Origin of the sequence: Plantibacter sp. ME-Dv--P-122b (assembly GCF_030209375.1) — a bacterium.
Classification (GTDB): domain Bacteria; phylum Actinomycetota; class Actinomycetes; order Actinomycetales; family Microbacteriaceae; genus Plantibacter.
The window spans coordinates 220137-244946 of the sequence record NZ_JARVSC010000006.1 but is presented as its reverse complement, the minus strand read 5'-3'; the positions used below and the strand labels follow the sequence as shown (position 1 = coordinate 244946).

General features: G+C 68.6%; 27 protein-coding genes, 1 tRNA gene and 1 other RNA gene. 5 read left to right on the top strand and 24 right to left on the bottom strand.

What is annotated here, in order from left to right; genetic code table 11:
• Window positions 1-12: 12 nt before the first annotated feature.
• The 11 genes from mnhG to prfB all read right to left on the bottom strand — a co-directional run bounded on the left by mnhG (window position 13) and on the right by prfB (window position 10837).
• A complete protein-coding gene (gene mnhG / locus QRN19_RS14010; protein WP_285027589.1) occupies window positions 13-390 on the bottom strand; it encodes a monovalent cation/H(+) antiporter subunit G in 378 nt (125 codons plus the stop codon).
• Window positions 387-650 carry an MrpF/PhaF family protein gene (locus QRN19_RS14005; RefSeq protein WP_064296237.1) on the bottom strand — a complete coding sequence of 88 codons (264 nt, stop codon included), beginning with the start codon at window positions 648-650 and terminating at the stop codon, window positions 387-389. The genes mnhG and QRN19_RS14005 overlap by 4 nt, the downstream gene beginning before the upstream one ends.
• Window positions 650-1219 carry a Na+/H+ antiporter subunit E gene (locus QRN19_RS14000; RefSeq protein ID WP_285027586.1) on the bottom strand — a complete coding sequence of 190 codons (570 nt, stop codon included), beginning with the start codon at window positions 1217-1219 and terminating at the stop codon, window positions 650-652. The genes QRN19_RS14005 and QRN19_RS14000 overlap by 1 nt, the downstream gene beginning before the upstream one ends.
• On the bottom strand, window positions 1219-2787 hold the full coding sequence (locus QRN19_RS13995) for a Na+/H+ antiporter subunit D (RefSeq protein ID WP_285027585.1): 1569 nt from the start codon (window positions 2785-2787) through the stop codon (window positions 1219-1221). Before QRN19_RS13995 ends, QRN19_RS14000 begins: the two co-directional genes overlap by 1 nt.
• On the bottom strand, window positions 2784-3263 hold the full coding sequence (locus QRN19_RS13990; RefSeq protein WP_285027583.1) for a sodium:proton antiporter: 480 nt from the start codon (window positions 3261-3263) through the stop codon (window positions 2784-2786). Before QRN19_RS13990 ends, QRN19_RS13995 begins: the two co-directional genes overlap by 4 nt.
• A complete protein-coding gene (locus QRN19_RS13985; protein WP_285027581.1) occupies window positions 3260-6190 on the bottom strand; it encodes a Na+/H+ antiporter subunit A in 2931 nt (976 codons plus the stop codon). Before QRN19_RS13985 ends, QRN19_RS13990 begins: the two co-directional genes overlap by 4 nt.
• 137 nt (window positions 6191-6327) lie before the next feature.
• Window positions 6328-6696: a transfer-messenger RNA gene (ssrA, locus tag QRN19_RS13980) on the bottom strand.
• Between the two features lie 136 nt (window positions 6697-6832).
• Entirely contained in the window at window positions 6833-7309 is a 477-nt protein-coding gene (gene smpB, locus QRN19_RS13975) for an SsrA-binding protein SmpB (RefSeq protein ID WP_056007115.1), read from the bottom strand.
• 112 nt (window positions 7310-7421) lie between these two features.
• Entirely contained in the window at window positions 7422-8336 is a 915-nt protein-coding gene (gene ftsX, locus QRN19_RS13970; protein ID WP_285027577.1) for a permease-like cell division protein FtsX, read from the bottom strand.
• Entirely contained in the window at window positions 8333-9628 is a 1296-nt protein-coding gene (gene ftsE / locus QRN19_RS13965; protein ID WP_285027575.1) for a cell division ATP-binding protein FtsE, read from the bottom strand. The genes ftsX and ftsE overlap by 4 nt, the downstream gene beginning before the upstream one ends.
• Before the next feature lie 99 nt (window positions 9629-9727).
• Entirely contained in the window at window positions 9728-10837 is a 1110-nt protein-coding gene (gene prfB, locus QRN19_RS13960) for a peptide chain release factor 2 (RefSeq protein ID WP_079705593.1), read from the bottom strand.
• Window positions 10838-10883: 46 nt separating this feature from the next.
• Between prfB and QRN19_RS13955 the strand changes: the two genes are divergently transcribed.
• A complete protein-coding gene (locus QRN19_RS13955) occupies window positions 10884-12152 on the top strand; it encodes an MFS transporter (protein ID WP_285027574.1) in 1269 nt (422 codons plus the stop codon).
• 22 nt (window positions 12153-12174) lie between these two features.
• Here the strand turns inward: QRN19_RS13955 and QRN19_RS13950 are convergent, their stop codons facing one another.
• Genes QRN19_RS13950 through QRN19_RS13920 form a run of 7 tightly spaced genes read right to left on the bottom strand, consistent with a single transcriptional unit; the run spans window position 12175 to window position 16743 of the window.
• The gene (locus QRN19_RS13950) at window positions 12175-12579 is read right to left on the bottom strand and encodes a hypothetical protein (RefSeq protein ID WP_285027573.1); all 405 of its coding nucleotides are present in this window, start codon (window positions 12577-12579) and stop codon (window positions 12175-12177) included.
• Window positions 12580-12632: 53 nt separating this feature from the next.
• Window positions 12633-13121 carry a TadE family protein gene (locus QRN19_RS13945; protein ID WP_285027571.1) on the bottom strand — a complete coding sequence of 163 codons (489 nt, stop codon included), beginning with the start codon at window positions 13119-13121 and terminating at the stop codon, window positions 12633-12635.
• Window positions 13096-13521: a TadE/TadG family type IV pilus assembly protein gene (locus QRN19_RS13940; protein WP_285027569.1), complete on the bottom strand. Its 426-nt coding sequence runs from the start codon at window positions 13519-13521 to the stop codon at window positions 13096-13098. Before QRN19_RS13940 ends, QRN19_RS13945 begins: the two co-directional genes overlap by 26 nt.
• Entirely contained in the window at window positions 13505-13699 is a 195-nt protein-coding gene (locus QRN19_RS13935) for a hypothetical protein (RefSeq protein WP_285027566.1), read from the bottom strand. The genes QRN19_RS13940 and QRN19_RS13935 overlap by 17 nt, the downstream gene beginning before the upstream one ends.
• Before the next feature lie 13 nt (window positions 13700-13712).
• Window positions 13713-14651, bottom strand: a complete 939-nt coding sequence (locus QRN19_RS13930) for a type II secretion system F family protein (protein WP_285027564.1) — start codon at window positions 14649-14651, stop codon at window positions 13713-13715.
• A complete protein-coding gene (locus QRN19_RS13925) occupies window positions 14648-15517 on the bottom strand; it encodes a type II secretion system F family protein (RefSeq protein ID WP_285027561.1) in 870 nt (289 codons plus the stop codon). Before QRN19_RS13925 ends, QRN19_RS13930 begins: the two co-directional genes overlap by 4 nt.
• Window positions 15514-16743, bottom strand: coding sequence for a TadA family conjugal transfer-associated ATPase (locus QRN19_RS13920; RefSeq protein WP_285027558.1), 1230 nt, complete (start codon window positions 16741-16743; stop codon window positions 15514-15516). The genes QRN19_RS13925 and QRN19_RS13920 overlap by 4 nt, the downstream gene beginning before the upstream one ends.
• A gap of 96 nt (window positions 16744-16839) precedes the next feature.
• Between QRN19_RS13920 and QRN19_RS13915 the strand changes: the two genes are divergently transcribed.
• The gene (locus tag QRN19_RS13915; RefSeq protein ID WP_285027556.1) at window positions 16840-17232 is read left to right on the top strand and encodes a barstar family protein; all 393 of its coding nucleotides are present in this window, start codon (window positions 16840-16842) and stop codon (window positions 17230-17232) included.
• 39 nt (window positions 17233-17271) lie between these two features.
• Here the strand turns inward: QRN19_RS13915 and QRN19_RS13910 are convergent, their stop codons facing one another.
• Window positions 17272-17544, bottom strand: a complete 273-nt coding sequence (locus QRN19_RS13910) for a DUF2277 domain-containing protein (RefSeq protein ID WP_285027555.1) — start codon at window positions 17542-17544, stop codon at window positions 17272-17274.
• 107 nt (window positions 17545-17651) lie between these two features.
• Between QRN19_RS13910 and QRN19_RS13905 the strand changes: the two genes are divergently transcribed.
• A complete protein-coding gene (locus QRN19_RS13905) occupies window positions 17652-18395 on the top strand; it encodes an NAD(P)H-hydrate epimerase (RefSeq protein ID WP_285027553.1) in 744 nt (247 codons plus the stop codon).
• Between the two features lie 67 nt (window positions 18396-18462).
• Here the strand turns inward: QRN19_RS13905 and QRN19_RS13900 are convergent, their stop codons facing one another.
• Window positions 18463-20376, bottom strand: coding sequence for an anthranilate synthase family protein (locus tag QRN19_RS13900; RefSeq protein ID WP_285027552.1), 1914 nt, complete (start codon window positions 20374-20376; stop codon window positions 18463-18465).
• Window positions 20377-20619: 243 nt separating this feature from the next.
• Here QRN19_RS13900 and QRN19_RS13895 point away from each other — a divergent pair.
• Together QRN19_RS13895 and QRN19_RS13890 are read left to right on the top strand one after the other, a co-directional pair.
• Window positions 20620-20701: transfer RNA gene (locus QRN19_RS13895), tRNA-Leu, on the top strand.
• 52 nt (window positions 20702-20753) lie between these two features.
• Entirely contained in the window at window positions 20754-21500 is a 747-nt protein-coding gene (locus QRN19_RS13890; RefSeq protein WP_285027550.1) for a DedA family protein, read from the top strand.
• A 54-nt stretch (window positions 21501-21554) separates the two neighbouring features.
• On the opposite strand, the gene QRN19_RS13885 is transcribed toward QRN19_RS13890, so the two are convergent.
• The 4 genes from QRN19_RS13885 to murI form a co-directional block, all read right to left on the bottom strand.
• Complete coding sequence (locus QRN19_RS13885) at window positions 21555-22466, bottom strand: cation diffusion facilitator family transporter (RefSeq protein ID WP_285027549.1); 912 nt, start codon at window positions 22464-22466, stop codon at window positions 21555-21557.
• A 77-nt stretch (window positions 22467-22543) separates the two neighbouring features.
• Window positions 22544-23179, bottom strand: coding sequence for an RdgB/HAM1 family non-canonical purine NTP pyrophosphatase (rdgB, locus tag QRN19_RS13880; protein WP_285027547.1), 636 nt, complete (start codon window positions 23177-23179; stop codon window positions 22544-22546).
• Window positions 23179-23913: a ribonuclease PH gene (gene rph / locus QRN19_RS13875; protein WP_064296204.1), complete on the bottom strand. Its 735-nt coding sequence runs from the start codon at window positions 23911-23913 to the stop codon at window positions 23179-23181. Before rph ends, rdgB begins: the two co-directional genes overlap by 1 nt.
• The gene (murI, locus tag QRN19_RS13870) at window positions 23906-24751 is read right to left on the bottom strand and encodes a glutamate racemase (RefSeq protein WP_071260977.1); all 846 of its coding nucleotides are present in this window, start codon (window positions 24749-24751) and stop codon (window positions 23906-23908) included. The genes rph and murI overlap by 8 nt, the downstream gene beginning before the upstream one ends.
• Window positions 24752-24810: the final 59 nt, after the last annotated feature.

Sequence of the window (24810 nt, the reverse complement as noted above, 5' to 3'; positions counted from 1 at the left end):
GACATTGTGCCGCTATTCGGGCGTGTGGCCGGGATGTCGTTCCTCGCCGAGTTCTTCGCGTCCCGCGAGCTCGTCGCGGACGAGGATGGCCTCGTCGAAGTTGCCGCTCCGGTAGGCCGCCCGGGCGACCATGTGTGCGGAGATCGGCGCGGTGAGGCTCTGGAACACGATGATCGCGATCGCGATCGTGATGGTCCCGACCGTCGGGCTCGAGACGGCGACGTCCGCCATGATCGCGATGAGCCCGAGGATCTGCGGCTTGGTCGCCGCGTGCAGGCGGGACAACACGTCGGGGAAGCGCAGGAGGCCGACGCCGGCGGCGAAGCACATGATCGCCCCGACGAGCACGAGGGCCCCGGTGACGATGTCGCGGATCAGCTCGCCGGTCATGCGTCGTCCTGCTTCGACATGAAGCGGGCGACGCTGACCGAGCCGACGATCGCGAACATCGCGAGTGCGAGGAGGACCGGCAGGCCGTCCGTGTGACGGTTGATCGCCATCTCAGCCCCGATCGCGCACATGACGGTGGCGACGAGCACGTCGGAGGCGATCACGCGGTCGAGGAGGCTCGGCCCGCGGATGATCCGGTAGACCGCTGCGAGGGCCGCGGCACCGAACAGCACGGAGACGATGATGATCACGACGAGCATCACTGCCCCCTTCCGATCGAGAGGTGGTCATGGTCGTGGCGGAGGGCGTCCGCCTCGGCGCGGGAACCGATCGCGAGGATGAGCCGTCGCTCCGTTCCGAGGACCTCGGCGACGACCTCGTCGATGTCGGCGTCGTCATGCACGTTCAACGCGTGCAGGTAGAGCGTCGAGGCTGTGCGGTCCAGGTCGACCACGATCGAGCCTGGGACGATCGAGACCGCCTCGGCCGTCCAGCTCATGATGAGGTCGGAGGTCGTCCGCAGACGGACCGCGATCACCGCGTTACTGGACCGGAACCTCGGCTTGAGGACGAGCCACGCGATCTCCGCACTCGCCCGCACGATGTCGACGAGGAGCTTGCCCAGGAAGATCGCGGTCCGCCAGAGGTTGATGCGGCCGCTCAGCTCGACGGCCGGCAGGTAGAACAGGAACGACACCAGCACCGCGACCCCGAGGCCGGACACGAGGGTGAGCAGGTCGAACATCCCCCAGAGGAGACACCAGAGCAGGATGAGTCCGGCCAGGAGGAGGGCCTGGCTGAACAGTGCGCGACGACGTGACGGTTGCATTACTCCAGGTGCTCCGTTCCGTCGGGGAAGACCGCGGTGATGTAGTTGTCCGGGTCCTCGATGTTCTCAGCCGCGCGCGTGGCCAGTCCGAAGAGCGGCCCCGCGAAGACCGTCAGGGCGAGGGTCAACGCGACCATGCCGGTCGTGGCACCGATCATCGGGCGCGAGATGGTCTTGGTGTCGACCGAGCCCGAGTCCTCGGGGCTCTCCGCGAGCTGGTCGAGCAACGGCGAGGAGTATCCGGCGACCTCGTCCTTCCCCCGCCAGAAGCCCATGTTCCACACGCGCGCCAGGGCGTACAGGGTCAGGAGCGAGGTCGCGGCTCCGGCGGCGATGAGGATGTACGACAGCGGGTCGCCCAGGGCGACACCCGCCTGGAACAGCCCGATCTTGCCGAGGAAGCCCGAGAACGGCGGGATACCGCCGAGGTTCATCGCTCCGATGAAGAACAGCACGCCGACGATCGGTGAGGCCTTCAGGATCCCGCCGAGCCGGGAGATGGAGGTCGTCCCACCGATCCGCTCGACGAGCCCGGTGGTGAGGAACAGCGTGGTCTGGACGACGATGTGGTGGACGATGTAGTAGATCGTCGCGGCGGTCCCGGCGACCCCGCCGACGGCGATGCCGAAGATCATGTAGCCGATGTGGCTCACGAGCGTGAACGACAACAATCGTTTGATGTCGGCCTGGGCGACCGCGCCGAAGATGCCGATGAGCAGGGTCAGGAAGGCGATGACCATCAACGGTGTCGCCAGCGGCACGTCCTTGAAGATGAGCGTGTCGGTCCGGATGATCGCGTACACACCCACCTTGGTCAGCAGGCCGGCGAACACCGCTGTGACCGGCGCCGGCGCGGTCGGGTAGGAGTCGGGCAGCCAGAACGACAGCGGGAACACCGCAGCCTTCACCGCGAACCCGAGGAGCAGTGCGGCGCAGAGGATCGCCTGCACCTCCATCGGCAGGTCGCGCACGCGGTCCGCAACGAGGGCGATCGTCACCGTGCCCGTCGCGCCGTAGATGAGTGCGATCGCGGCGACGAAGAGCAGCGATGACATGAGGCTGATGACGATGTACGTGACGCCGGCGCGGATCCGCGCTCCGGTTCCGCCCAGGGTGAGGAGGACGTAGCTGGAGGCGAGCAGCATCTCGAAGCCGACGTACATGTTGAAGAGGTCGCCCGCGACGAAGGCGTCGAACAGCCCGGCCGCCAGGACCAGGTAGGTCGGGTGGAAGATCGACACCGGCGTCTCGCGATCGCCGTCGACGATGCCCTGACCGATGGCGAAGATGAGGACACCCAGCAGCATCAGGGCCGCGACGAGCAGCATGATCGCGGACAGCCGGTCGACGACGAGCACGATCCCCCACGGCGGGGACCAGCCGCCCAGCTCCACGACGATCGTGCCGCTCTGGTCGACGGCCGCGAGCAGGATCGCACTGATCACGGTCACCGCGGTGAGCGCGAAGACGCTGATCGCCACCTGCGTCTTGCGGCGGTTGCGGAACATGAGAGCGATCGCGGAGCCGATCAGCGGGATCATGACCACCAGGGGGACGAGTGCGTTCATTCGCCTGCCCCCTTCCTGGTCGTGTGACTGTCGTCGCCGTGCTCGTTGCTCTCGTCGAGGACCCGTTGGATTGCCTCGTCGTCCAGGTCGACCTGGTTGAAGACCGCCTCCGTCGCCGCCTCCGTGTCGTCGGCGTGCTCGTCGCTGAGGGTGTCGCCCTCGTCGCCGAGCTGTGCCAACCACCAGGTCCGGTAGATGAGGGCCAGGATGAAGGCGGTCACGCCGAAGTTGATGACGATGGCCGTCAGCATGAGCACCTGCGGCACCGGATCGACCATGCGGTCGTCGGAGGCGGTGTCCGTGACGAGCGGTGCGGTGCCGCTCGGGCCGCTCATGATCAGGATGAGGAGGTTCGTCGCGTTGCCGACGAGCACGAACCCGATGAGGAACCGGGTGAGGCTCCGCTCGAGCATGACGTACACCCCGGTGCCGTACATGACGGCCATCAGGACGACGAGGGTCAGTGAGGCGCTCATTGTTCTGCCTCACTCGCCGAGAACTCGTCCGTACTCTGCTCGTCGATGTCCGCTTCCTCCTGTTGACGGTCGACCTCGGCCCCGAGGCTGCGCAGGATGTCGAGCGCGAGTCCGACGACGACGAGGTAGACGCCGATGTCGAAGATGCTGGACGTGCCGAACGAGAGGTGTCCGAGGATCGGGACGTCGGCCGAGAAGTACGCGGACTGAAGGGCCTCGCCACCGAAGAACAGGGATCCGACGGCCGTCCCCACCGCGAGCAACAGTCCGACGCCGAGCACTTTGCCCGCGTCGATCGGCACGGCCTCACCGAGCTCGTAGCGTCCACCGGCGAGATACCGCATCACGAGCGCCAGGCCGGCGAGCAGGCCACCGGCGAAGCCGCCGCCCGGCTCGTTGTGGCCGACGAAGAGCAGGAAGACGGAGACGACGATCGCCGGGTGGAAGAGGAGCCGCACGAGGACCTCGAGGAGGATCGAACGGTTCGCCTCGGCGATCGCCCGGCCACCGATGAGCCATGAGTGCCGCCCCACCGCTTCGCGAGGCGCCTCCATCTCGCTGTCCGCGAGGTGGGGGTCCGACACGACCTGGGAGCGGAGGCCCGGGATCCGCCGACGCCGCGCACCGCTGAGACGCGGGACCTCCGCGCCCCGCTGTGAGACGAAGAGCAGGCTCGCGATACCCGTGGCCACCACGACGAGCACGGAGATCTCGCCCATGGTGTCCCAGGCTCGGATGTCGACGAGCATCACGTTGACGATGTTCTTACCGTGGCCCTCCTCGACGGCGAGCCGCGGCAGCTCGGTCGCGATGCTCTCCGCCTGTCGGGCGCCCAGGGCGATGACCCCGATGAGCCCCATGACCAGGCCGGTCAACGTCCCGATGACGATCCGACGGACGCGGTGGACCGGGGCGTTGCGCTGGGCGATCTTGGCCGGGAGTCGGCGGAGCACGAGGACGAACACCACGATCGTGATCGTCTCGACGAGGGCCTGGGTCAGCGCGAGGTCGGGAGCGCCGTGCAGGGCGAACAGCGCGACGAGCCCGAAGCCGGTGACGCCGACGAGTAGCACGGCAGCCATGCGCTGCTTCGCCCGGGCGGCCGCGATCGCCGCGGTCGCCATGATGAAGGCGATGGCCACCTGGGCGGGATAGTCCCACAGCCGGATCTCACTCGGCCAGGCGCGCCCGAGGAGGGCGATCGTGCCGAGGGTCAGGACGAAGACCACGAGGATGGTGGACAGGTACTGGACGAGCCCGCCGCGCTGGGCGAACAGGGTGACCTTCGCGGAGAGCCGATCGATGCCCTGGGTCGCCGCCCAGTACCCCTTCGAGGAGTCGACGAGGGGTGGCAGGCGGTCCTGCAGGCGCGCGACCGGGAGCCTCCATCGGAAGAGCAGCAGACCGAGCAGCACCACGACGGCCGAGATGCCGAGCGCCGGCTCGAGGCCGTGCCAGAGCGCGAGGTGGTAGTCGCCCTCCCCCACGGAGTCCGCGTAGGGCGCGAGCACCGTGTCGATGGGCTTCGTCGCGAAGCCGAGAGCGATGGTCGCGACGGCAAGGATGCCCGGCGCGATCATGATCGTTCCGGATTCGGCATGCAGTTCGGTCGGCGCGGCGCCGCGTCGGTCTCCGAAGGCGCCCCAGAGGAACCGGGCGCTGTACGCGACGGTCAACACGGACCCGACCGCGGTCCCGACGATCGCGACCCAACCCCACACGTCGCCCTCGAGCGCCCCCTCCAGCAGCGAGGTGAAGACGGCCTCCTTCGCGACGAACCCGAAGAGCGGTGGGATGCCGGCCATCGACGCGACCGCGATCGCCGCGATGACGGCGAGCACCGGCGTCTGACGCCCCAGACCGGAGAGGTGCCGCCAGTCACGCGTCCCAGCACGGTGGTCGATGATGCCGACGACGAGGAAGAGGGCCGCCTTGTAGATGGCGTGGGCGAGCAGGAGCGCGACGGCGGCCAGCGCCGAATCGCGGGTGCCGTACCCCGAGACGACCATGAGGAATCCGAGCTGGCTCACCGTCCCGTAGGCCAGGACCAGCTTGAGGTCGTACTGACGCAGCGACCGCCAGGCACCGGCGACCATGGTGAGGACGCCCAGGCCGACGAGCATCGCGTCCCAACCCGGGGTGTCGGCGTAACCGGGAGCGAGTCTCGCGACGAGGTAGATCCCGGCCTTCACCATCGCCGCAGCGTGCAGGTATGCGCTCACGGGCGTCGGTGCGGCCATCGCGGCCGGCAGCCAGAAGTGGAACGGCACGAGCGCCGACTTCGAGATCGCGCCGACGAGGATGAGGAGGATGGCGACGGTGGTCGCGGGGCCGGTCAGACCCTGCTCGACGATCGAGGCGAGCGAGGTGCTCTGCGCCTGCACGGAGATCATGATGACGCCCACGAGCATGACGAGCCCACCGAAGGTCGTCACCAGGAGCGCCTGCAGCGCCGCACCGCGACTCTCCTTGCGATCGGTGTAGTGCCCGATGAGCAGGTAGGAGAGCACACTCGTGATCTCCCAGAACATGAACATGACGATGATGTCGTCGGCGGTCACGAGGCCGAACATCGTGCCGGCGAAGGCGAAGAGGAGCGCGGCGAAGCGACCGAGGCCGGGCTCGGTCGAGGAGAAGTAGCGGCCGCAGTAGAGCAATACGAGAGCACCGACGCCGGTGACCACAAGGGACAGCAGCCAGGCGAGCGTGTCCATCCGGAACGAGAGCGCGATGCTCAGTTGCGGGATCCACTCGATCGTCTCGACGACCGTGCCGCCGGCCGTGACCGTGCCGGTCTGGAAGAGCGTCCAGACGAATGCCGCCGCGGGCATACACGCGATGACGTAGAAGACCTTCGTCGACAGCACTCGAGCGAGTGTGGGCGTGGCGACGGCGATCGCAGCAAAAACAAGCAGGATTGTCGCCATGCAGGTCTCCCGGGTGGTGGCGGCCTCTGGACTCCCAGGTTAGCAGCCTGTCGGTACCCCTCCGACCCCAGGAACGACGACAGGCCCCCGCCGAAGCGGTGGCCTGTCGTCGACTCGGCAGCGTGTGACAACGTCCGGAGTGGAGATGGGGGGAATTGAACCCCCGTCCACTGCTGTGATTCTGCGCCTTCTACGGGCGTATCCCTTGAAACGTTCTACTCGGCCCCGACCATTGACAAGGGCATCTTGGTCGACGGGCCCAGCCGAAGAACAGTCCCGGATGACGTCGCGGCTCCGTCATCCAGCAAGTCCCCTAGATGACGCCAGGATCCGAGACGGGGACACGCTCGGTCTGACGGACTATCGGGCTCGCTTAAGCAGCGAGGGCGAAGTCAGTGCGCTTAGAGTTGGCACTTGTTGTTTTGCAGAGATCGTTAACGAGATAACCCTGCATCCTCGACCCGCTTCTCGCAGTTTCGCAGGCAATGTCGAAACCGATCATCCCCATGGACTCAGCGCCTCGGAGAACGAGGCGAAGAGGGTCGTTGTCACACGCTGTCGAGTTGTCAATCCGCCGCGAGCGGCGAACGAGCACCTTGCGGTGCAGCTTTCAAGTGTACCGCGCCCGAAGGCACGTGTCACCTATTCGCCGAGCCGGTTCCTGGTGGCCATCGCGCGGGCGGCCTCGCGGGTGTCCTGCTTCTCGCGCAGAGCATGCCGCTTGTCGTATTCCTTCTTGCCCTTCGCCACGGCGATCTCCACCTTGGCCTTGCCGTCCTTGAAGTAGATCTTCAACGGCACGAGGGTGAACCCACCGGGCGCGATCTTGTGGGCGATCTTGTCGATCTGCTCGCGGTGCAGCAGCAGCTTGCGCTTGCGTCGCGGCGGGTGGTTCGTCCAGGTGCCCTGACCGTACTCGGGGATGTGCACCGCGTCGAGCCACGCCTCACGGCGGTCGATGAAGGCGTACCCGTCGACGAGCGACGCCCGCCCGGCTCGCAACGACTTCACCTCGGTACCCGTCAAGACCATGCCGGCCTCGTAGGTGTCCTCGATCGTGTAGTCGTGGCGGGCCTTGCGGTTCGTGGCCACGACGTTCTCGCCCCGTTCCCTCGGCACGGTGTACTCCTGACGTTCTGGTTCGGATCCATCGGAACGGACCGGCCGCGATCGCGGCAGCCTGTCAGTCTATCGCAGTGCGAGCGGCGCGATGGCTGCACTGCCTCCCCCGCTAGACCTTGAGGTACCGCGAGATCGCGAAGTTGGCCGAGATCGCCGCCAGCAGCACGCCGACGAGCAGCAGGATCGGGAGGACCACCAAGGCGTCACCGAGATCGACGAAGTTGACGTACCGCATGCGATCCGCCAGGTATCCCTGGACGAACACCTGGACGATGGTGATCACCGCCCCGGCCGCGAGGATGGAGCCGATGAGCGCAGCGAACACACCCTCGAGGATGAACGGGGTCTGGATGAACCGGTTCGACGCACCGACCAATCGCATGATGCCGAGTTCCCGGCGTCTCGAATACGCCGACAATCGGATGGTCGTCGCGATCAACAGGGCTGCGGCGACCAGCATGAGCGCTGCGATCCCGATCGCCGTATAGCTGGCGATGTTCAGGACCGAGAAGATCTGGTCGAGGTACTGGCGTTGATCCGTCACCTGCTCCACGCCCGCGACACCGGAGAACGCCTCGACGAGCACGTCGGACTGCGAGGCGTCCTTCATGTTCACCCAGAAGGTCTCGGGGAGCTGGTCCGCCGTCACGAACTGCGCGATGTCGTTGCCCTTGAACTGCTCCTGGAAGTTCTTGAAGGCCTGCGCCTGGTCCTCGAAGTAGAACTTGTCCACGAACGGGGCGAGGGTCGAGGACTCCAGAGCGCTCTGGACGGCGGCGCGCTGTTCTTCCGTCGCGGCGCCGGCTGCGCAGGTGTCGCCCGCGCTGTCGGCGGTACAGAGGTAGATCGCGACCTGGGCGCGGTCGTACCAGTAGTTCTTCATCTGGCCGATCTGCATCTGCAGCAGGACGGCCGTACCGACGAAGGTGAGCGAGATGAACGTCACGAGCACGACGGAGACGACCATCGAGACGTTGCGACGCAGGCCGTTCCAGACCTCGGACCAGATCAGTGCGAGTCTCACTTGGTCGGCCCCACGTTCTGCTCTCCGTCTTCAGTGCCGCGCGCCGCGGCACGCAGGCCGAGTCGCTCGGCGAGCGACAGGTGTTCGACCTCGATCGGGTCGATCTCGTTGCGTGCCGGGAGCCCGATGGGGCCCGTGGCGTTGCTCAGGCGTTGCGGAGGCGCGACCTCCGGTACCGCAGCCGCAGGCGGTACGGCGGGCTCTGCTTCCGGCGTCGTCGGCCCTGCCTCAGGCGCTTCCGGTGTCGGGTCCTCGGCTCGCGTCGCCGGCGTCTCGGCCACGGGTGCTGCGGCCGGTTCCTGGATCGGCGTCGAGCCGGACACCCGGGTGACGACCTCGTCGGTGTCGGCCGGTGGCGTGGTCTCGCGCGAGACCGCGGCGGGCGCGGTCGGTGCGGCGGGAGCTGTCGGCGTGGCCGCGACCGCGGCTGCGGCAACGGCACTCGTCGTGGGCTCGGAGCTCGCAGCGACGGACGAGGTCGTGGTGGTCACCGGGACCGACGAAGTCTCGACGGTGGGTGCGACCGGGGTCGAGGCCGTTGCGGGGGCCGTCTGTGCCGACGGGGCGGCAGCCTTGGAGGATCCCCTGACGAGACCCGGGATGGCGGCAGTCGTGCCGTATCCGCCGTGGCGTTCGTCACGGACGATCTGGCCGTCCTGCAGCTCGATCACCCGGCGCTGCATCTGATCGACGAAGCCAGCCTCGTGCGTGGCCATGACGACCGTCGTCCCACCCGCGTTGATGCGCTCCAGCAACTGCATGATGCCGGCGCTGGTGGCGGGGTCGAGGTTACCGGTCGGTTCGTCGGCGAGCAGGATCTGCGGCTTGTTGACGATCGCGCGGGCGATGGCGACGCGCTGCTGCTCACCACCGGACAGCTCGTGCGGCAGGCGCTGCGCCTTGCCGTCGAGTCCGACCATCTTGAGGACGTCGGGGACGGCCTCCTGGACGAAGCCGCGCGACTTGCCGATCACCTGGAGGGTGAAGGCGACGTTCTGGTAGACCGTCTTGCTCGGCAGCAGTCGGAAGTCCTGGAACACGACCCCGAGGCTGCGCCGGAAGTACGGCACCTTGCGGTTCGAGATGGAACCGAGGTCGTGGCCGAGCACATGGATCTTGCCCTTGCTCGGCTTGTCCTCCTTGAGCATCAGGCGGAGGCAGCTCGACTTCCCCGATCCCGAGGCACCGACGAGGAAGATGAACTCTCCCCGGAGGATCTCGAAATCGACGTCGTTGAGCGCGGGACGCGAGGTTCCCGGATACTTCTTGGAGATGTGATCAAACCGAATCATGGCTCCTTGAGCTTAAGGAGCGACCCGCCGATTACGGGCAGGACACGCCCGCGATCCGTACCCTGTACGAGGGCTGGGCGAACACGATGGCGCGCTGCGCTACTCCGGCTTCGACATCGACCGCCAGCGGATGCCCGCGGCGATGAACCCGTCGAGATCGCCGTCGAACACCGCTGCGGGGTTCCCCTGCTCGTGCTCCGTCCGCAGATCCTTGACCATCTGGTACGGCGCGAGCACGTACGAGCGCATCTGGTCGCCCCAGCTCGCCGTGATGGTGCCGGCCAGCTCCTTCTTCGTCGCGGCCTCCTGCTCCTTCTGGATGAGGAGGAGTCGCGACTGGAGCACGCGCATGGCCGCGGCGCGGTTCTGGATCTGGCTCTTCTCGTTCTGCATCGAGACGACCGTGCCGGTCGGCAGGTGGGTGATGCGAACGGCGGAGTCGGTCGTGTTGACCGACTGGCCACCGGGGCCGCTGGACCGGAAGACGTCGACACGGATGTCCGACTCGGGGATCTCGACGATCTCCGTCTCCTCCATGAGCGGGATGACCTCGACAGCGGCGAAGCTCGTCTGACGCTTGCCGGCGGCACCGAAGGGGCTCATGCGCACCAGGCGGTGCGTGCCCGCCTCGACGCTCAGCGTGCCGAAGGCGTACGGTGCGTCGACCTCGAAGGTGGCCGACTTGATGCCGGCCTCCTCCGCGTAGCTCGTGTCCATGACGGTGACCGGGTACTTGTGCTGCTCGGCCCACCGCAGGTACATGCGGAACAGCATGTCGGCGAAGTCGGCGGCGTCGACACCGCCGGCACCGGCGCGGATGGTGACGACGGCGGGGCGCGGGTCGTACTCGCCGCTCAGCAGCGTCTGCACCTCGAGGTCGCCGAGCACCTTCTGCAGGCTGATGAGCTCCTGGCGGGCCTCTTCGGCCGACTCCTCGTCCTGGGCGTCGGTCGCGAGTTCGATGAGCACCTCGAGGTCGTCGAGCCGGTTCGCGATGCTGGTGATGCGGGCGAGCTCGGACTGACGGTGGCTGAGGGCGCTCGTCACCTTCTGCGCGTTCGTCGTGTCGTCCCAGAGATCCTGGGCACCCGCCTGCTCGCTCAGCGTCGCGATCTCGGCTTCGAGACGGTCGACGTCGACGACGGTGCGGATGTCGTCGAAGGTCGAGCGGAGGGTACTGATCTGTGTGGAGAGGTCCAAGTCAAACATTTGGCTTCAGCCTACCGCGCAGGGCCGCGGGCGTACGATCGAGGGGATGACTTCCGACGAACGCCCGTTCCAGCTGCGCTCCGTGGCCGTCTCGGTCTTCCTCCCCACACTGTTGTTCTCGATCGGTGAAGGCGCCATCATCCCGATCATCCCGGCCGTCGCCGGGAACCTGGGGGCGACGCTCGCCGTCGCCGGCGTCATCTCCTCGCTCATCATGCTCGGCGAACTCGTCGGCGACGTCCCGTCAGGGTGGATCGTCAGTCGGATCGGCGAACGCTTCGCGATGATGTGGGCGGCGCTGCTCGCGGTCGTCGGGGTCGCGACGGCTGCCATCTCCCCCAATCCGTTCGTCCTCGCCGTGGGCATCTTCTGCATCGGGCTCGCGACCGCCGTGTTCGGTCTGGCACGGCACGCGTTCATGACGACGTACGTGCCGATCCGGTACCGGGCGAGGGCGCTCTCCTCCCTCGGAGGTGTCTTCCGCGCCGGCACGTTCATCGGACCGTTCCTGGCCGCAGGCGTCATCCACCTCACCGGGACGTCGCAGGCGGCGTTCTGGGTGATGGTCATCTGCTGCGCTGGCTCCGCGATCACCCTGCTCGTCCTCCCCGACCCGGCGGAGATGTTCGGGCGACCGCCGTCGACGCGCACCGCCGACGGCGAGGAGCGGACCGAGGGTGAGGAGCTCGCGTCCGAGGAGTCGAGCGGTCTCATCGCTTCGATCCGCGCGCACGGCGCCGTCCTCACCCGGATGGGCACCACCGCCGCGCTCGTCGGCGCCCTGCGGTCGTGCCGCGCTGTCCTGCTCCCCCTGTGGGCCGTCAGCATCGGCGTCTCGGAGACGGACACGGCGCTCATCATCGGCGTCGTCGGCGCGGTGGAGTTCGCCCTCTTCTACGCCAGCGGTCAGGTCATGGACCGCTGGGGACGGATCTGGACCGCCGTCCCCTCGATGATCGGGCTGGGCTCCGGGTTCATCGTCCTGGCCTTCACACACGACCTCGATGGGGCGCGGGTCTGGTTCATCGGCGTCGCGCTCGTGCTGGCGCTGTCCAACGGCCTCGGCAGCGGCATCCTCATGACCCTCGGCTCCGACCTCGCGCCACCGGACCGACCCGCGCCGTTCCTCGGCGCCTATCGCTTCCTCGGAGACGCGGGCACCGCCGCAGCTCCCCTGGCGATGTCCGGGATCACTGCGGCTGCGTCGATCTCCCTCGCCGCCGGCACCATCGGTGGTGTCGGGCTCATCGGCGCGTTCCTCCTCTTCCGATTCATCCCCCGCTTCATCGATCGCGGCACGCGCCCGTTCCCCTGATAGTCGGGAGGTCCGTCCGCCCTCACCAGAAGACACTGCGCGCACTCGCGATCGCCTCGATCCGGAGGCCCTGCGGGACGAACAGCGTCAGCATCGGTGGCCGCCAATCCGACGCCAGCGAGACCTCCGCACTCCGGCCGTCCGGGGTCCGCGCCGCGACGATCTCGACGCCGGTGAGCGCACCCGCACCGCTGGTGATGAGGTCGTCGCGTGCACTCGAACGGACCGAGTCGTCATCGAGGACGGGTCGGAAGGTCCCGTCGGGCTGGATCGTGACGTCGTCGATGGAGAAGGACTCCGCGGCGGTCGCGGCCAGGCGGTCGGCGAGGTCGAGGAGCCGCTTGTGCTCCACGTACAGGGAGGTGGCGGCGCTCCCGACGAGGACCACGGCGAGCGCCACGACGGCGAATCCGATCGTCAGGAGCATGGTGGACCCGTCCTCCTCGCCGACGTCCGGGCGTCGGCGTCCGCCCGGCGCCCTCATTCCGCTTCACTGAACCGGTCGTCGAACCGGGAGATCGGTGCCGTGGCGGCGCCGGTCACTGGGACCGCGGCCTGCACGCCAAGAATCTCGGGCATCAGCGGCAGGACGACGAGGATGTCGACGGTGACCGTGACGGCACCGCCGCGCTGCCCGCATGGGAGACCGGCTGGTGCGCAGTCGAGCGTGACGGACGACTGGGACCGGTCGAGCCCGAAGTCGTCGAGTGCGAGTGCGAGCGAGTCCTCGACGCGGTCGCGACCCGTCGCGTCGTCGTCGGCCCGCGCGTAGAGTTTCGCCGCCTGCGCCGCGGCCCCGCCGGCCGCGAGCACCGCCGCCTGCACCTCGGCGAGCGCGACGATGAGATAGACGATCGGTACGAGGAGGACTAGACCGACGGTGATGAACTCGAGGGAGGCCGATCCGTCGTCATCCCGTGCGGTCGGTCGGTGACGCAGCTCATCACTCGAGTGTCTCGAGAACCGCATGACCTTCCACCTCCAAGACGCCGGGCAGTCCGATCAAGCCCACGACCGGAAACGGTGCGCGGACGGTCACGGTGACGACGCCGGCTCCGCGATGATCGGCCAGCGTGGCGCTGACGTCACCCGTGTAGCCCTCCCCCACGGCGACGGCGATGAGCTGGCGTGCCCGGTCGGCGCCATCGAGTAGCTCGGTGTCGGCAAGCGCGCCAAACCGGGCACCCTCCGCCGCCGCGTCGATGAGCGTGTTCCGGACGTGCAGGGCGAGCGCGAGCTGGACCACGGACATCATCAGGACGGTGAGGATCGCTCCGACGAATACGAACTCGGCGACGGCTGATCCGTCCTCGCCGCGCAGGAGCCGCTTCCGCCATCCGCCGACCTCGGGCTCAGATGCCGGAGACACGGTCGATGGCCTGTTCGAACACCTGCGTGAGTGCCGGGCCGGCGACACCCCAGATGAGGAGGACGAGCCCGGCCGTCATGAGCGTGATGAGGACCCAGCCGGGGACGTCGCCGCGCTCCTCGGTGAGGAGGGAACGACTCCGGTGGAGCGTGCGATTGAGGAAGGAGGGGGAGGACATGTGGAACCTTTCGTCAGAAGCCGGTCCGGAGCACGAACACCCCGGGGAAGACGGCGATGATGATGGACAGGGGCAGGATCAGGAAGACGAGGGGCACGAGCATCGCGACCTCCTTCTTCCCGGCGGATTCGAGGAGACGGCGTTTGGCGGTGTCGCGTCCATCGTGCGCGTGATCGAGGAGCACTGCTGCGACCGGTGTGCCGCGTTCGAGCGCACCGAGGATCTGGTCGACGCATCGCGACAGCATCGGCATCGCGAGACGGGCCTCGAACTGCCGGAGTGCGGTGGCGAACGGGATACCGGTGGAGACGTCCGCCATCACCCGGCGGAACTCCCTGCCGAGCTCCCCACTGGACCCGATGCGCGCCACGCGGTCCATCGCGTCCGTGATCGCCTCGCCCGCCGCGAGACTCAGACTGAGGAACTCGAGCACCGTCGGCAACTCCTCCTCGATCCGCGCGAGACGCCGACTGGCGGCGAGCGCCAGCAGCTGGTCGCGGAGGACGATCCCGGCCACCGCCCCGACCGCGGGAAGCGGTGCTGCGAACGGGAGCGCCAGTCGACCGTTACTGAAGGAGAACACGGCGAGCGCCGCGGCGACCGCGAAGCCGCCGAGCCCCCAGAGGAGTTGCAGCAGTCGGTACCGTTCGAGCGTCGGTCCCCCGGCTTGACCCAATCGACGGATGACGAGTTCCTGATCGGCGCCGACCAGGCCGAGCGACCATCGGGCGGCGCGGAGGACCGGGACCAGCAGGATCCCGAGCACCGGTAGCGGGTCGGTCGAGCGGCGTGCGGCTCGCGAGCGGGCGTCGCCGGAGAGGTCGGCGACATAGGGGGCGATGCGGTCCGCGAGCCGCGGTCGTCCGAGTGCCGGCAGGAGCATCGCGAGCGACCAGAGGCCGACCCCGAGGATCGCTCCGAGGCTGAGTGCCCACGCTCCGTCTGCACTCACCGGAACCACCGTCGTTCGGGCTGGAGCCGTCCGACGCGGAGCATCGCCTGGTAGGCGAGGGCGGAGACCACGACGCCCGCGATGATCAGGACCGCTCCCTCCCGGGAGTTGTAGGCGGCCGACGCCTCCGGCCGAGATGACAGGAGCAGGAGTATCGCCCAGGGTGCCGCGACACCCAGCCTGGCGGCGTTCACCACCCAGGACTGCCGGGCCTCGGCCTCGGCTCGGATGGCCGACTCCTCACGCAGCCCCGCGGACAGCGCTCGGAGCACCGCCGGCAGTTCCGTGCCTCCCACGTCGCGGGCCATGCGCACCGTCTCGAGGATGCGGTCCGCGACCGGGTCGGCGAGCGCGGTCTTCAGGTCGTCGATGCCGTCGGCGAAGCGGCCGGCAGCCCGGTAGTCGGCGCTGAACGCGGCGAACGCCGGGCGGAGCGGTGCGGGTCCGACGGTGTCGAGCGCGGCCACCGCATCCGGGAGCGAGAGCCCTGACCGGATCGCGGACAACAGGTGGTCCACGACATCCGGCCACAGTCCCCGCTGCAGGCGACGTCGCGAGGTGGCGCGGGCACGGAGCACGATCACCGGGGCAACGAGTCCGGCGACGGCGACGACGGCGCTCAACGGCACGACACGGCAGAGCGCCTGGACCACTGCGCCGGAGACGAGACCGGCGAGGACGGAGACCACGATGGCGGCCGCCCAGTATCGACCGGGCAGACCGGCCAGGATCAGGAGTTCGCGGAGCGCAGCGACCGGCTTCCACCGCTCCAGGGTGTCTCGCAGCGGCTCAGGGTCCGGCCACCACCAGGGTGCGACGGTGAGGAGGAGGCCTGCGGCGAGGACCGCTCCGACGACGAGACTCATCGCTCGCCGACGGCGAGGATCGAGGCGAGCGAGATCCCGGCCGCACGGTACTTCGCGTCGTTCAGCGGGAAGCGACCGGTGGCACGGAGCTCTCCGTCGCGCTGTTCGAAGAGGGTCGAGGCCTCGATCATGTGGGACTCACCACTCCCGCCGACCGCGATGATCTCCGCCACCCGTCGGCGTCCGGACCGGTCGAGCTCGCAGTGCACGACGAGGTCGACACATGATGCGACGGCCGGGCGCACGAACCCCGAGTCGATGTTCCGACCAGCCAGCAGCGGCAGCGTGCAGAGCTTCCCGATCGCGTCGCGCGCGGAGTTCGCGTGGATGCTGCAGAGCCCGGGCAACCCGCTGTTGAGGGCGATCAGGAGGTCGAGGCTCTCCGCCTCCCGAACCTCGCCGACGACGATGCGGTCCGGCCGCATGCGGAGCGCCTCCTTGATGAGCCGACGCAGCGTGATCTCCCCCGTGCCCTCGAGGCTGGCCTGGCGGCACTGCATCGCGACGACGTCTCGGTTGCCCGGCGCGAGCTCGAAGGTCTCCTCGACGGTGACGATGCGGAGAACCGGGTCCAACGAGGCGATGAGGGCGCCGAGCATCGTGGTCTTGCCGGCCTGGGTCGCCCCCGACACGAGCAGGTTCGCCCCCGCGGTCATGCTCGCGCGGAGGAACTCGGCGGCCTGATAGCTGATCGACCCCGCGGCCACCAGCTGACCGAGGTCGCGGATCCGCGCCGAGAACTTGCGGATGTTGATGGACATGTGCCGACGCGTGACGTCGGGGATGACGACGTGCAGCCGCGAGCCGTCCGGAAGGGATGCGTCGACGAACGGGTTCGCGAGATCGACCCGTCGACCGGTGGCACGCAGCATCCGCTCCACGAGGTCGCGGACATCACCTTCGCCGAGGACCACATCGGTCAGCTCCGACACCCCACCACGGGCGACGAACACCTTCGTCGGCTCGTTGATCCAGATCTCCTCGACACTCGGATCGTCGAGCAACGGCTGGATCGCACCGAACCCCGTCACCGCGGCGAGCACCTCGCTCGTCATCCCGTGCTCGTCGTCGATCAGCGGCGTCGTGTCGTTCAACGCCCGCTCGTTGTAGCGACGAACCTCCTCGCGGGCGATCCGCCCCGCTCCCCCACGCCGACCAGGCTCTCCGAACTCCTCACGCACCCGATCGCGCACGCGCGCCGTGATGATCTCAGCCGCTGTCCCCATGCCGCCATCCTGACGAACACCGGCCACACCCCGCAGAAGTTATCCACAGCACCACCCGCTCGACGCATCACCGACCGGTCGCTAGGCTCGGGGACCGTGCCGACCACCTTCCGCATCGACGGCTCCCGCATCCACGACATCGCCTCGTTCTACGAGGTGATGAACGACCTCCTGATGCAGGACGAGGACTGGGATCTCGGCCCGAGCCTCGACGCCCTCGACGACGTCCTCTACGGCGGGATCGGCTCGCTCCGCGATCTCGACGACGTGCTCTTCGTCTGGACTGACCACGACGCGAGCCGCACCGCACTCGGCGTCACGGCCACCCGCGCGTGGCTGCAGGAGAAGCTCGAGCGGGGCGCACCGTTCGACACGGCCCGGATCACGATGCAGCTCGACGACCTGGACGCCGGCCGCGGCAAGACCTACTTCGACCTCCTCCTCGAGGTCTTCGCCGGCCACCCGGACATCCGACTCGAACTCGCCTGACCAGGTCCCGACCCGGCGGTCGCGCTCCAGCCGTCGCGATCAGACCGTCGCGAACCGCTTCGCCGAACGCTCCTTCGCCTTCCGCGCCTCGGCCTCGCGGTCCTTCGGCGGGGCGGTCGTCACGAGGTCTTCGAGCAGATGGCGGGTGATGTGGGCGATCTCCGCGACCGCTCGATCGAACGCCTCAGCGTTCGCCTGGGACGGCTTCGTCGACCCGCTGATCTTCCGCACGTACTGGAGCGCTGCGGCCTCGACCTCGTCGTCGGTCGCAGCCGGCTCGAAATTGTGAAGGGTGTGGATGTTCCGGCACATGCAGGCATGGTAGCCCCGGCGCACACCAGGATCCAGCGGTGATTCCGGAGCTGGTGCCGCGCCGCAACCGCTTGCGGCTGTCGACCCGAGCCGGAAGAGTGGGCGCCATGATCAACGGCTACACCGCAGACCAGGTCCGAGCCGCAGAGGCACCACTCCTGGAGGCAGGGGAACCGCTCATGGCGCGAGCCGCGCACGGCCTCGCCGAAGAGCTGCGGACCGTCCTCGCCGACCGCGCGGAAGGTCTCGAGGGCGAGGCACCCGACGTCTGGAAGATCCTGCTGCTCGTCGGCTCAGGCGACAACGGCGGCGACGCCCTCTTCGCGGCGGCGGAACTCGCCGGCACCACCGGTCCGGACGACGTCCCGCTCGACCTCGTCGTGGCCAGGACCGGTGACCACGCCCACGAGGCGGGCTACGCCGCGGCGGTCGAGGCCGGCGTCCGATTCCTCATGAACTCCCCCGCCGCACCGGACGACACCGCCGACGAAGCCAAAGGCGCTGCGCTCGTCGTCGACGCGGTCTTCGGGATCGGGGCAAGCCGGAACCCCACCCTGCGTGGTGCGCCGAAGGCGATCGTCGAGGCGGTCCTCCCGGTCGTGCAGAACTCCGGCGGACCGACGGTCGTCGCCGTGGACGTCCCGAGCGGCATCGACCCCGACGAGGGAAGCGTCCCCGAGGGTGCCGTCCTGCCGGCGGAGGTCACGGTCACCTTCGGTGCGGTGAAGGCCGGGCTCCTCATCCCGCCCGGCTCGGCCTACGCCGGCGACGTCCGCCTCATCGACATCGGTCTCGGACCGCAGCTGGCCGACGTCACACCGTTCACGACGCTCGACCAGGCGGACGCCTGATCGACTGCCCCGCCCGGTCCACCGCCGGGGCGGTCGGCATCACCGACCATCAGGCGTTGCGTGACGCTCAGGAGCCGACGGCAGCAGCCGATCGCCCGGACGCGACACCCGCGAGCGCGTGGCCCGCGAGCGACCCGAGGGTCCGGAGCCCGTCGCGTGACAGGACCGACTCGAGGTGCCCCTGGACCGACGCGAAGCCGCGACCACGCATCGCGAAGACGTCGCCGGACGCCGCATCTGCGGCGATCTCGACTCCGCCGACCGGAGCCTCGCCTGCCAGCCGTGCGGTGAAGGTGTTGTAGAACCCGATCAACGACTGCTCACCGAAGAGGTCGAGGTCGAGCTGCAGACCCTGGCGGGGCGCGTCGAGACGTTCGATCGGCAGCCCGAGCTGGATCGCCAGCACCTGATGGCTCAGGCAGACGGCGAGCAGCGGCGCTCCAGCCGCGAGACGCGCGGACACGATCTCATGCATCCGGCGGACCCGCGGTTCGGCGAGGTCGAGCGGATCGCCAGGACCCGGACCGGCGACGAGGAGGTCGACGTCCACGAGCGCGTCGGTCACCGCCGACCAGTGCTCCACGCTGACGGTCATCCCGAAGTGGCGCAGCTGGTGGGCGAGCATCGCGGTGAACTCGTCCTCGGCGTCGACGATGACCGCGGTACGGCCTGACAGTGCACCGACGGGCGCCGGGTGCTGCGGCTGCAACCAGAAGGACGCCAGCCGTTCGTTCCGCGCTCGGAGCGCGTCCTCGACCCCGGGCTCAGCAGCGAGGTCGACGGTCGGGCCGAGCTCGGCAGGTGCCATGACACCCAGAGCGGTCAACACGCCGGCCGCCTTCGCCGCCGTCTCGGCGACCTCGGACTCGGGATCCGAGTGACGGACGAGCGTCGCACCGGCGGGAACGCGGACGAGACCGGCGTCGTCGACGTAGGCCGTGCGGATGAGGATCGGTGCGTCGAGTTCGTAGTCGCCGTCGCCCACCGGAGTGAACAGCGCGAGCACGCCGGAGTAGTAGCCGCGAGCATTCCGCTCATGGCGGGCGATGACCGAGCACGCGTTCTGCATGGGCGAGCCGGTGACCGTCGGAGCGAACATCGTCAACCGCAGCACTTCGCGGACGTCGAGTTCGCTCGTCCCCGCGAGGAGGTACTCGGTGTGGGTGAGCCGCGACATCTGCTTGACGTAGGGTCCGAGGATGCGTCCACCGGAGGCGCACACCCGGCTCATCATCTTCATCTCCTCGTCGACGACCATGAAGAGCTCCTCCGTCTCCTTGACGTCGCCGAGGAACGCGCGGAAGTCATCGCCGGTCGCGCCGGAGCGCGGGTGGCGGAAGGTGCCGCTGATGGGGTTCATGGTGACCGTGCGTTCACCGGTCGACGCGTCACGGGCGACCGCGACGTGGCGCTCGGGCGTCGCACCGGCCATCGAAACCCCCGGCGTGTGCACGGCGAAGGTCCAGTAGGCGCCGGTCTCCCCCGACAGGAGCGCCCGCAACCAGGCGAGGACGGCGCGCTCGGCCGGCACCTCGGTCGTCGCGGTGAACTCGCGCCGGATGACGAAGTTGGCGCCCTCGCCGCGTCCGATCTCGTCCTCGATCACGCGGCGCACGATCGACGCGTAGTCCTCGTCGGAGACGTCGAACCCGCCGTCGACCAGCGGGACCGCGTCGGCGGGGAGTCGGTCGAGCAGCTCGTCGAGTGTCACCGTCTCACGCTCACTCACCACGAGGCAGCGCAGCGGAGCGCCGTCGTCCATCGCCGCGAAGCCGCGCTCGCGCACCTGGCGATAGGGCACGAGGGTGAGGACCTCGGGCTGGTGGTCGTCACCGGCGGATCCGAGCGGGATGTCGGCGAGCGTCTCGACGTCGACGACGTCGCCCGTGTAGAGGTCGACGGTGTCGCTGCCGTGTCGGCGGAGCACCGCGAACGGGAAGTCGGGGCCGGCGTGCAGCACGCGGTGGAGCAGGGTGGTCATGGTGGTGTCCTCAGGCTGGGACCGATCCGACAGGGCCTCCGAACGAGAACGACCGCCCTGTCAGGCGGTCGAGTCGTCGTGTGTGCACGTGCGCGGTCCGCCTAGGAGGCGGGCCACCAGCTCGTTGCACACGTCGTTCGCATGGAGCCGAGCATACACGGGCCGACCCGGGCTCCGCTGGCCGCGGCTCCTCCCCCGAAGCTCAGGACGTTCCCGACCTCGCTCCCGTAGACTGAGCGGGCCGCGGGAGTGGTGGAATTGGCAGACACGCAGGATTTAGGTTCCTGTGCTTTCGAGCGTGAGGGTTCAAGTCCCTTCTCCCGCACGCGACATCGTCGTACGCCGTTCCATCCCTCCCCCGACAGCAGGAGCTCCGCATGGTCCACACCGCCCTCATCCCCTGGCTCGACCCGGAGGGCATCATCACGGCCGTCGGTCCCTGGGCCCTCGTCGTGGTCTGCGCGATCGTCTTCGCCGAGACCGGCCTCCTCGTCGGATTCCTGCTCCCCGGCGACACCCTGCTCGTCATCACCGGTCTCCTCGCCTTCGGCTCCGCCCGCGTCATCGAGATCGACATCTGGTGGGTCTGCCTCGCGATCGGGTTCGCCGCGTTCCTCGGCGGCGAGGTCGGATACCTGATCGGGCACAAACTCGGGCCGAAGGTGTTCGAACGCAAGGAGTCCGGCCTCTTCAGCATCAAGAACGTCGAGCGGACGAACGCCTTCTTCGAGCGCTTCGGCGCTCTCGCGGTCATCCTGGCGCGCTTCGTCCCGATCGTCCGGACCTTCGCCCCGGTCGCAGCCGGCATCGGCCACATGAACTACAAGAAGTACTCGCTCTACAACCTCATCGGCGCGCTCATCTGGGGCGCAGGGCTCACCTTCTTCGGCTACCTGCTCGGGTACATCCCCCCGGTCGCCACCTTCGTGCAGAACTACATCGACGTCATCCTCATCGGAGCCGTCGTCCTCACCCTCATCCCCACCACCTGGCACTACATCCAGTCCAGCCGGAAGGCGAAGGCGCTGCAGGGCACCATCACCGAGGAGGAGCGTCGGGCCGCGGCTTCGAAGCTCGCCGACCAGGACGTCTTCAAGCGCGACCGCGGGACCGACACGGTCTGATCCCCGGCGGCACCGCTCGCACGAACGGTCGCGACGGCCGGATTCGCCGACGCGTCAGCGGTGGTGCGACTCCTCGTGGGAGGCGTGTTCCTCCGGCTCCAGCTGGAACGTCGAGTGCTCGACGTCGAAGTGGTCGTGGAGGCACGAACCGAGGCGGTCGAGCAGCGCCCCCGTGCCGCCGTCGGCGAACACCTCCTGCCGGGCGACGACGTGTGCCGAGAACACCGGCTGGCCGGACGTGATCTGCCAGACGTGGACGTCGTGGACGGCGACGACGCCGTCGGTGCCGAGCAGGTGGTCCCTGATCTCCTGCACGTCCGTGTCGGACGGCGCGGACTCGCTGAGGACGTGGACGACGTCGCGGAGCAACGACCACGCCCGCGGCACGATCATCGCGGCGATCGCGAGCGACGCGATGGCATCGGCCTGAGCGAAGTCCGTCATCATGATGACCACCGCGGCGATGATCACGGCGATCGAACCGAGGAGGTCGCCGAGGACCTCGAGGTAGGCACCGCGCATGTTGATCGACGTGTCTCGGCCACCGCGCAGCACCTGGAGGGCGACGAGGTTCGCCACGAGACCGATGACCGCGACGACGAGCATGGGCAGGCTCCGGACCTCGGCGTCCGCCGGCTCGACGAGGCGGGACACCCCCTCGATGAGGACCGACACCGCGACGGCGATCAGGATGAGCGCGTTGATGAGCGCGCCGAACACCTCCGCGCGCTGATACCCGAAGGTCTGGCGGTCGGTTGCCGGGCGCGCGGCGACGATCGTGGCGACGAGCGCGATGATCAACCCGGTGAGGTCCGACAGCATGTGCCCGGCGTCGGCGAGGAGGGACAACGAGCCACTCACCCAGGCACCGATGAGCTCGACCACGAGAACGGTCGCGATGATGGCGATCGCCACCGCGAGTCTCCTGCGGTTCGCTGTGCCGGCGTGTGCGTGATCGTGACCCATGATGCATCAACCGTAGGAGCTTCCCAGCGGTCGGGGAAGGGTTCATGCCGAGATAGGAATGGTCCTGAGTATCATGCTCAGCTGGCGGTCGACGCGGGCCCCTCGGGCACGAGCCGCTGCAGCACCGGGACGAGTGCCCGGAAGGCGAGCGCGCGGTGGCTCAGCTCGTTCTTCTCAGCCGGTGACAGTTCCGCCGCCGTCCGCCGCTCACCGTCCGGGACGAACGCCGGGTCGTAGCCGAAGCCGTTCGTCCCGCTCGGCTCCATCGCGAGGGCTCCGCGCCAGGTGCCGACGGCGACGTGCTCGAACGGCTCCGTCCCATCGATCCCCGGTGGTACCACGAGGGCGAGGTGGCAGGCGAACCAGGCGGCGCGATGCTCCTCGTGCACGTCCCGCAGCTGATCGAGGAGGAGGGAGAGGTTCGCGGTCGAGTCGTGCTGCGAGCCGGCCCAGCGCGCCGAGAAGATACCCGGCGATCCACCCAGGATCTCGACGCCGATGCCGGAGTCGTCGGCGAGCGCGATGGAACCGGTGTGCGCGGCGGCGACCCTCGCCTTGATCAACGCGTTCTCGCTGAAGGTCGTGCCGTCCTCGACGGGCTCCGGACCGTCGTAGGCGAGGACCGTGATCCCGGGGACGTCGCGACTGACGAGCCGCTGGAACTCCTCGACCTTGTGCTGGTTGTGCGTCGCGAGGACGATCTCGACGCCCATCAGCGTCCGAGGGCCTCGAACTGGATGGCCTTGAGTGACGCCGCTCCCCCGACGGCGAGGTCGAGCAGGGAGTCGAGCTCGCGACGGTCGAACGGGGCACCCTCGGCCGTCCCCTGCACCTCGACGAACGATCCGCCGCCGGTGACGACGACGTTCATGTCGGTCTCGGCGCGCACGTCCTCGACGTAAGCCAGGTCGAGCATGGGCACGCCGTCGATGATCCCGACCGAGACGGCCGAGACGCTGTCGGTGAGGGGCGACGCCTTCTGCGAGATGAACTTCTTGCCGCGCGCCCACTCGATCGCGTCGGCGAGGGCGACGTAGGCGCCGGTGATCGCCGCTGTGCGGGTGCCACCGTCCGCCTGCAGGACGTCGCAGTCGATGACGATCGTGTTCTCGCCGAGGGCCTTGGTGTCGATCACGGCGCGGAGGCTCCGACCGATGAGTCGCGAGATCTCGTGGGTACGACCACCGATCTTGCCCTTGACCGCTTCACGGTCCATCCGCTCGTTGGTGGAACGGGGCAGCATCGCGTACTCCGCGGTGACCCAGCCGCGACCCTTGCCGTTCAGCCAGCGCGGCACGCCGTTGGTGAACGAGGCCGTGCAGAGCACCTTCGTCCGGCCGAAGCTGATGAGTGCCGAGCCCTCGGCCTGCTCGCTCCAGCCGCGCTCGATCGTGATGGGACGCAGCTGGTCGTTGGTGCGGCCGTCGGCGCGCGCGATGTCACTCATGGATGTGCTCCTCGAACTGGTGGGATGGAAGGTCGATGACGCCGGTCTGGACGAGCGAGACGGTGGAGATCTCCCGGCCCATCAGACGGTTGGCGAGGGCGATGAAGTCGTCGGCGCTGCTCCCGGTGGCCTCGTACCGGTGGGTGGCCGGTTCGCTGCTGTCGCGCAGCAGGTCACGGGTGACGAGCACGCGGTAGACGTCGTTCGCGGTCTCGGTGTCGCTCGAGACGAGCGACACCTGCGGGCCCATCACGTAGCTGATCGCGCCCTTGAGGAAGGGGTAGTGGGTGCATCCGAGGACGACGGTGTCGACGCCGGCGTGCCGGAGCGGGGCCAGGTACTCCTCCGCGGCCTCGAGCAGGTCGGGGCCGGTCGTGACGCCGGCCTCCACGAACTCCACGAAGCGAGGGCAGGCCTGGCCGAACACCGTCAGCTCGGGATTGACCTCGAAGAGGTCCTGGTACGCCCGCGAGTTGATCGTGCCCTCGGTCCCGATGACGCCGATGCGCCCGTTCCGCGTGCTCCGGACCGCGGTCCGCACAGCGGGCTGGATCACCTCGACCACGGGGACCGAGTAGCGTTCGCGGGCATCGCGGAGCATCGCAGCCGATGCGGTGTTGCAGGCGATCACCAGCATCTTCACGCCCTGGTCGACGAGCGAGTCGAGGACCTCGAGCGAGTAGCGCCGCACGTCGGCGATGGGCTTCGGGCCGTAGGGCGAGTGGGCCGTGTCGCCGATGTAGATCACGGACTCGGCGGGGAGCTGGTCGCTGACCGCTCTCGCCACCGTGAGTCCGCCGACGCCGGAGTCGAAGATGCCGATGGGTGCGTCGTTCACGATGACCCAGCCTACCGCCCCTGCCGATGGACGTCGCGGACCGACCGATCACCACGTTC

Excerpts from the sequence above, each read along its gene's own strand:
- mnhG (WP_285027589.1), bottom strand. The coding sequence starts at position 390 with ATGACCGGCGAGCTGATCCGCGACATCGTCACCGGGGCCCTCGTGCTC.
- QRN19_RS14005 (WP_064296237.1), bottom strand. The coding sequence starts at position 650 with ATGCTCGTCGTGATCATCATCGTCTCCGTGCTGTTCGGTGCCGCGGCC.
- QRN19_RS14000 (WP_285027586.1), bottom strand. The coding sequence starts at position 1,219 with ATGCAACCGTCACGTCGTCGCGCACTGTTCAGCCAGGCCCTCCTCCTG.
- QRN19_RS13995 (WP_285027585.1), bottom strand. The coding sequence starts at position 2,787 with ATGAACGCACTCGTCCCCCTGGTGGTCATGATCCCGCTGATCGGCTCC.
- QRN19_RS13990 (WP_285027583.1), bottom strand. The coding sequence starts at position 3,263 with ATGAGCGCCTCACTGACCCTCGTCGTCCTGATGGCCGTCATGTACGGC.
- QRN19_RS13985 (WP_285027581.1), bottom strand. The coding sequence starts at position 6,190 with ATGGCGACAATCCTGCTTGTTTTTGCTGCGATCGCCGTCGCCACGCCC.
- ftsE (WP_285027575.1), bottom strand. The coding sequence starts at position 9,628 with ATGATTCGGTTTGATCACATCTCCAAGAAGTATCCGGGAACCTCGCGT.
- prfB (WP_079705593.1), bottom strand. The coding sequence starts at position 10,837 with ATGTTTGACTTGGACCTCTCCACACAGATCAGTACCCTCCGCTCGACC.
- QRN19_RS13955 (WP_285027574.1), top strand. The coding sequence starts at position 10,884 with ATGACTTCCGACGAACGCCCGTTCCAGCTGCGCTCCGTGGCCGTCTCG.
- QRN19_RS13950 (WP_285027573.1), bottom strand. The coding sequence starts at position 12,579 with ATGCTCCTGACGATCGGATTCGCCGTCGTGGCGCTCGCCGTGGTCCTC.
- QRN19_RS13945 (WP_285027571.1), bottom strand. The coding sequence starts at position 13,121 with ATGCGGTTCTCGAGACACTCGAGTGATGAGCTGCGTCACCGACCGACC.
- QRN19_RS13935 (WP_285027566.1), bottom strand. The coding sequence starts at position 13,699 with ATGTCCTCCCCCTCCTTCCTCAATCGCACGCTCCACCGGAGTCGTTCC.
- QRN19_RS13925 (WP_285027561.1), bottom strand. The coding sequence starts at position 15,517 with ATGAGTCTCGTCGTCGGAGCGGTCCTCGCCGCAGGCCTCCTCCTCACC.
- QRN19_RS13920 (WP_285027558.1), bottom strand. The coding sequence starts at position 16,743 with ATGGGGACAGCGGCTGAGATCATCACGGCGCGCGTGCGCGATCGGGTG.
- QRN19_RS13910 (WP_285027555.1), bottom strand. The coding sequence starts at position 17,544 with ATGTGCCGGAACATCCACACCCTTCACAATTTCGAGCCGGCTGCGACC.
- QRN19_RS13905 (WP_285027553.1), top strand. The coding sequence starts at position 17,652 with ATGATCAACGGCTACACCGCAGACCAGGTCCGAGCCGCAGAGGCACCA.
- QRN19_RS13900 (WP_285027552.1), bottom strand. The coding sequence starts at position 20,376 with ATGACCACCCTGCTCCACCGCGTGCTGCACGCCGGCCCCGACTTCCCG.
- QRN19_RS13890 (WP_285027550.1), top strand. The coding sequence starts at position 20,754 with ATGGTCCACACCGCCCTCATCCCCTGGCTCGACCCGGAGGGCATCATC.
- QRN19_RS13885 (WP_285027549.1), bottom strand. The coding sequence starts at position 22,466 with ATGGGTCACGATCACGCACACGCCGGCACAGCGAACCGCAGGAGACTC.
- rdgB (WP_285027547.1), bottom strand. The coding sequence starts at position 23,179 with ATGGGCGTCGAGATCGTCCTCGCGACGCACAACCAGCACAAGGTCGAG.
- rph (WP_064296204.1), bottom strand. The coding sequence starts at position 23,913 with ATGAGTGACATCGCGCGCGCCGACGGCCGCACCAACGACCAGCTGCGT.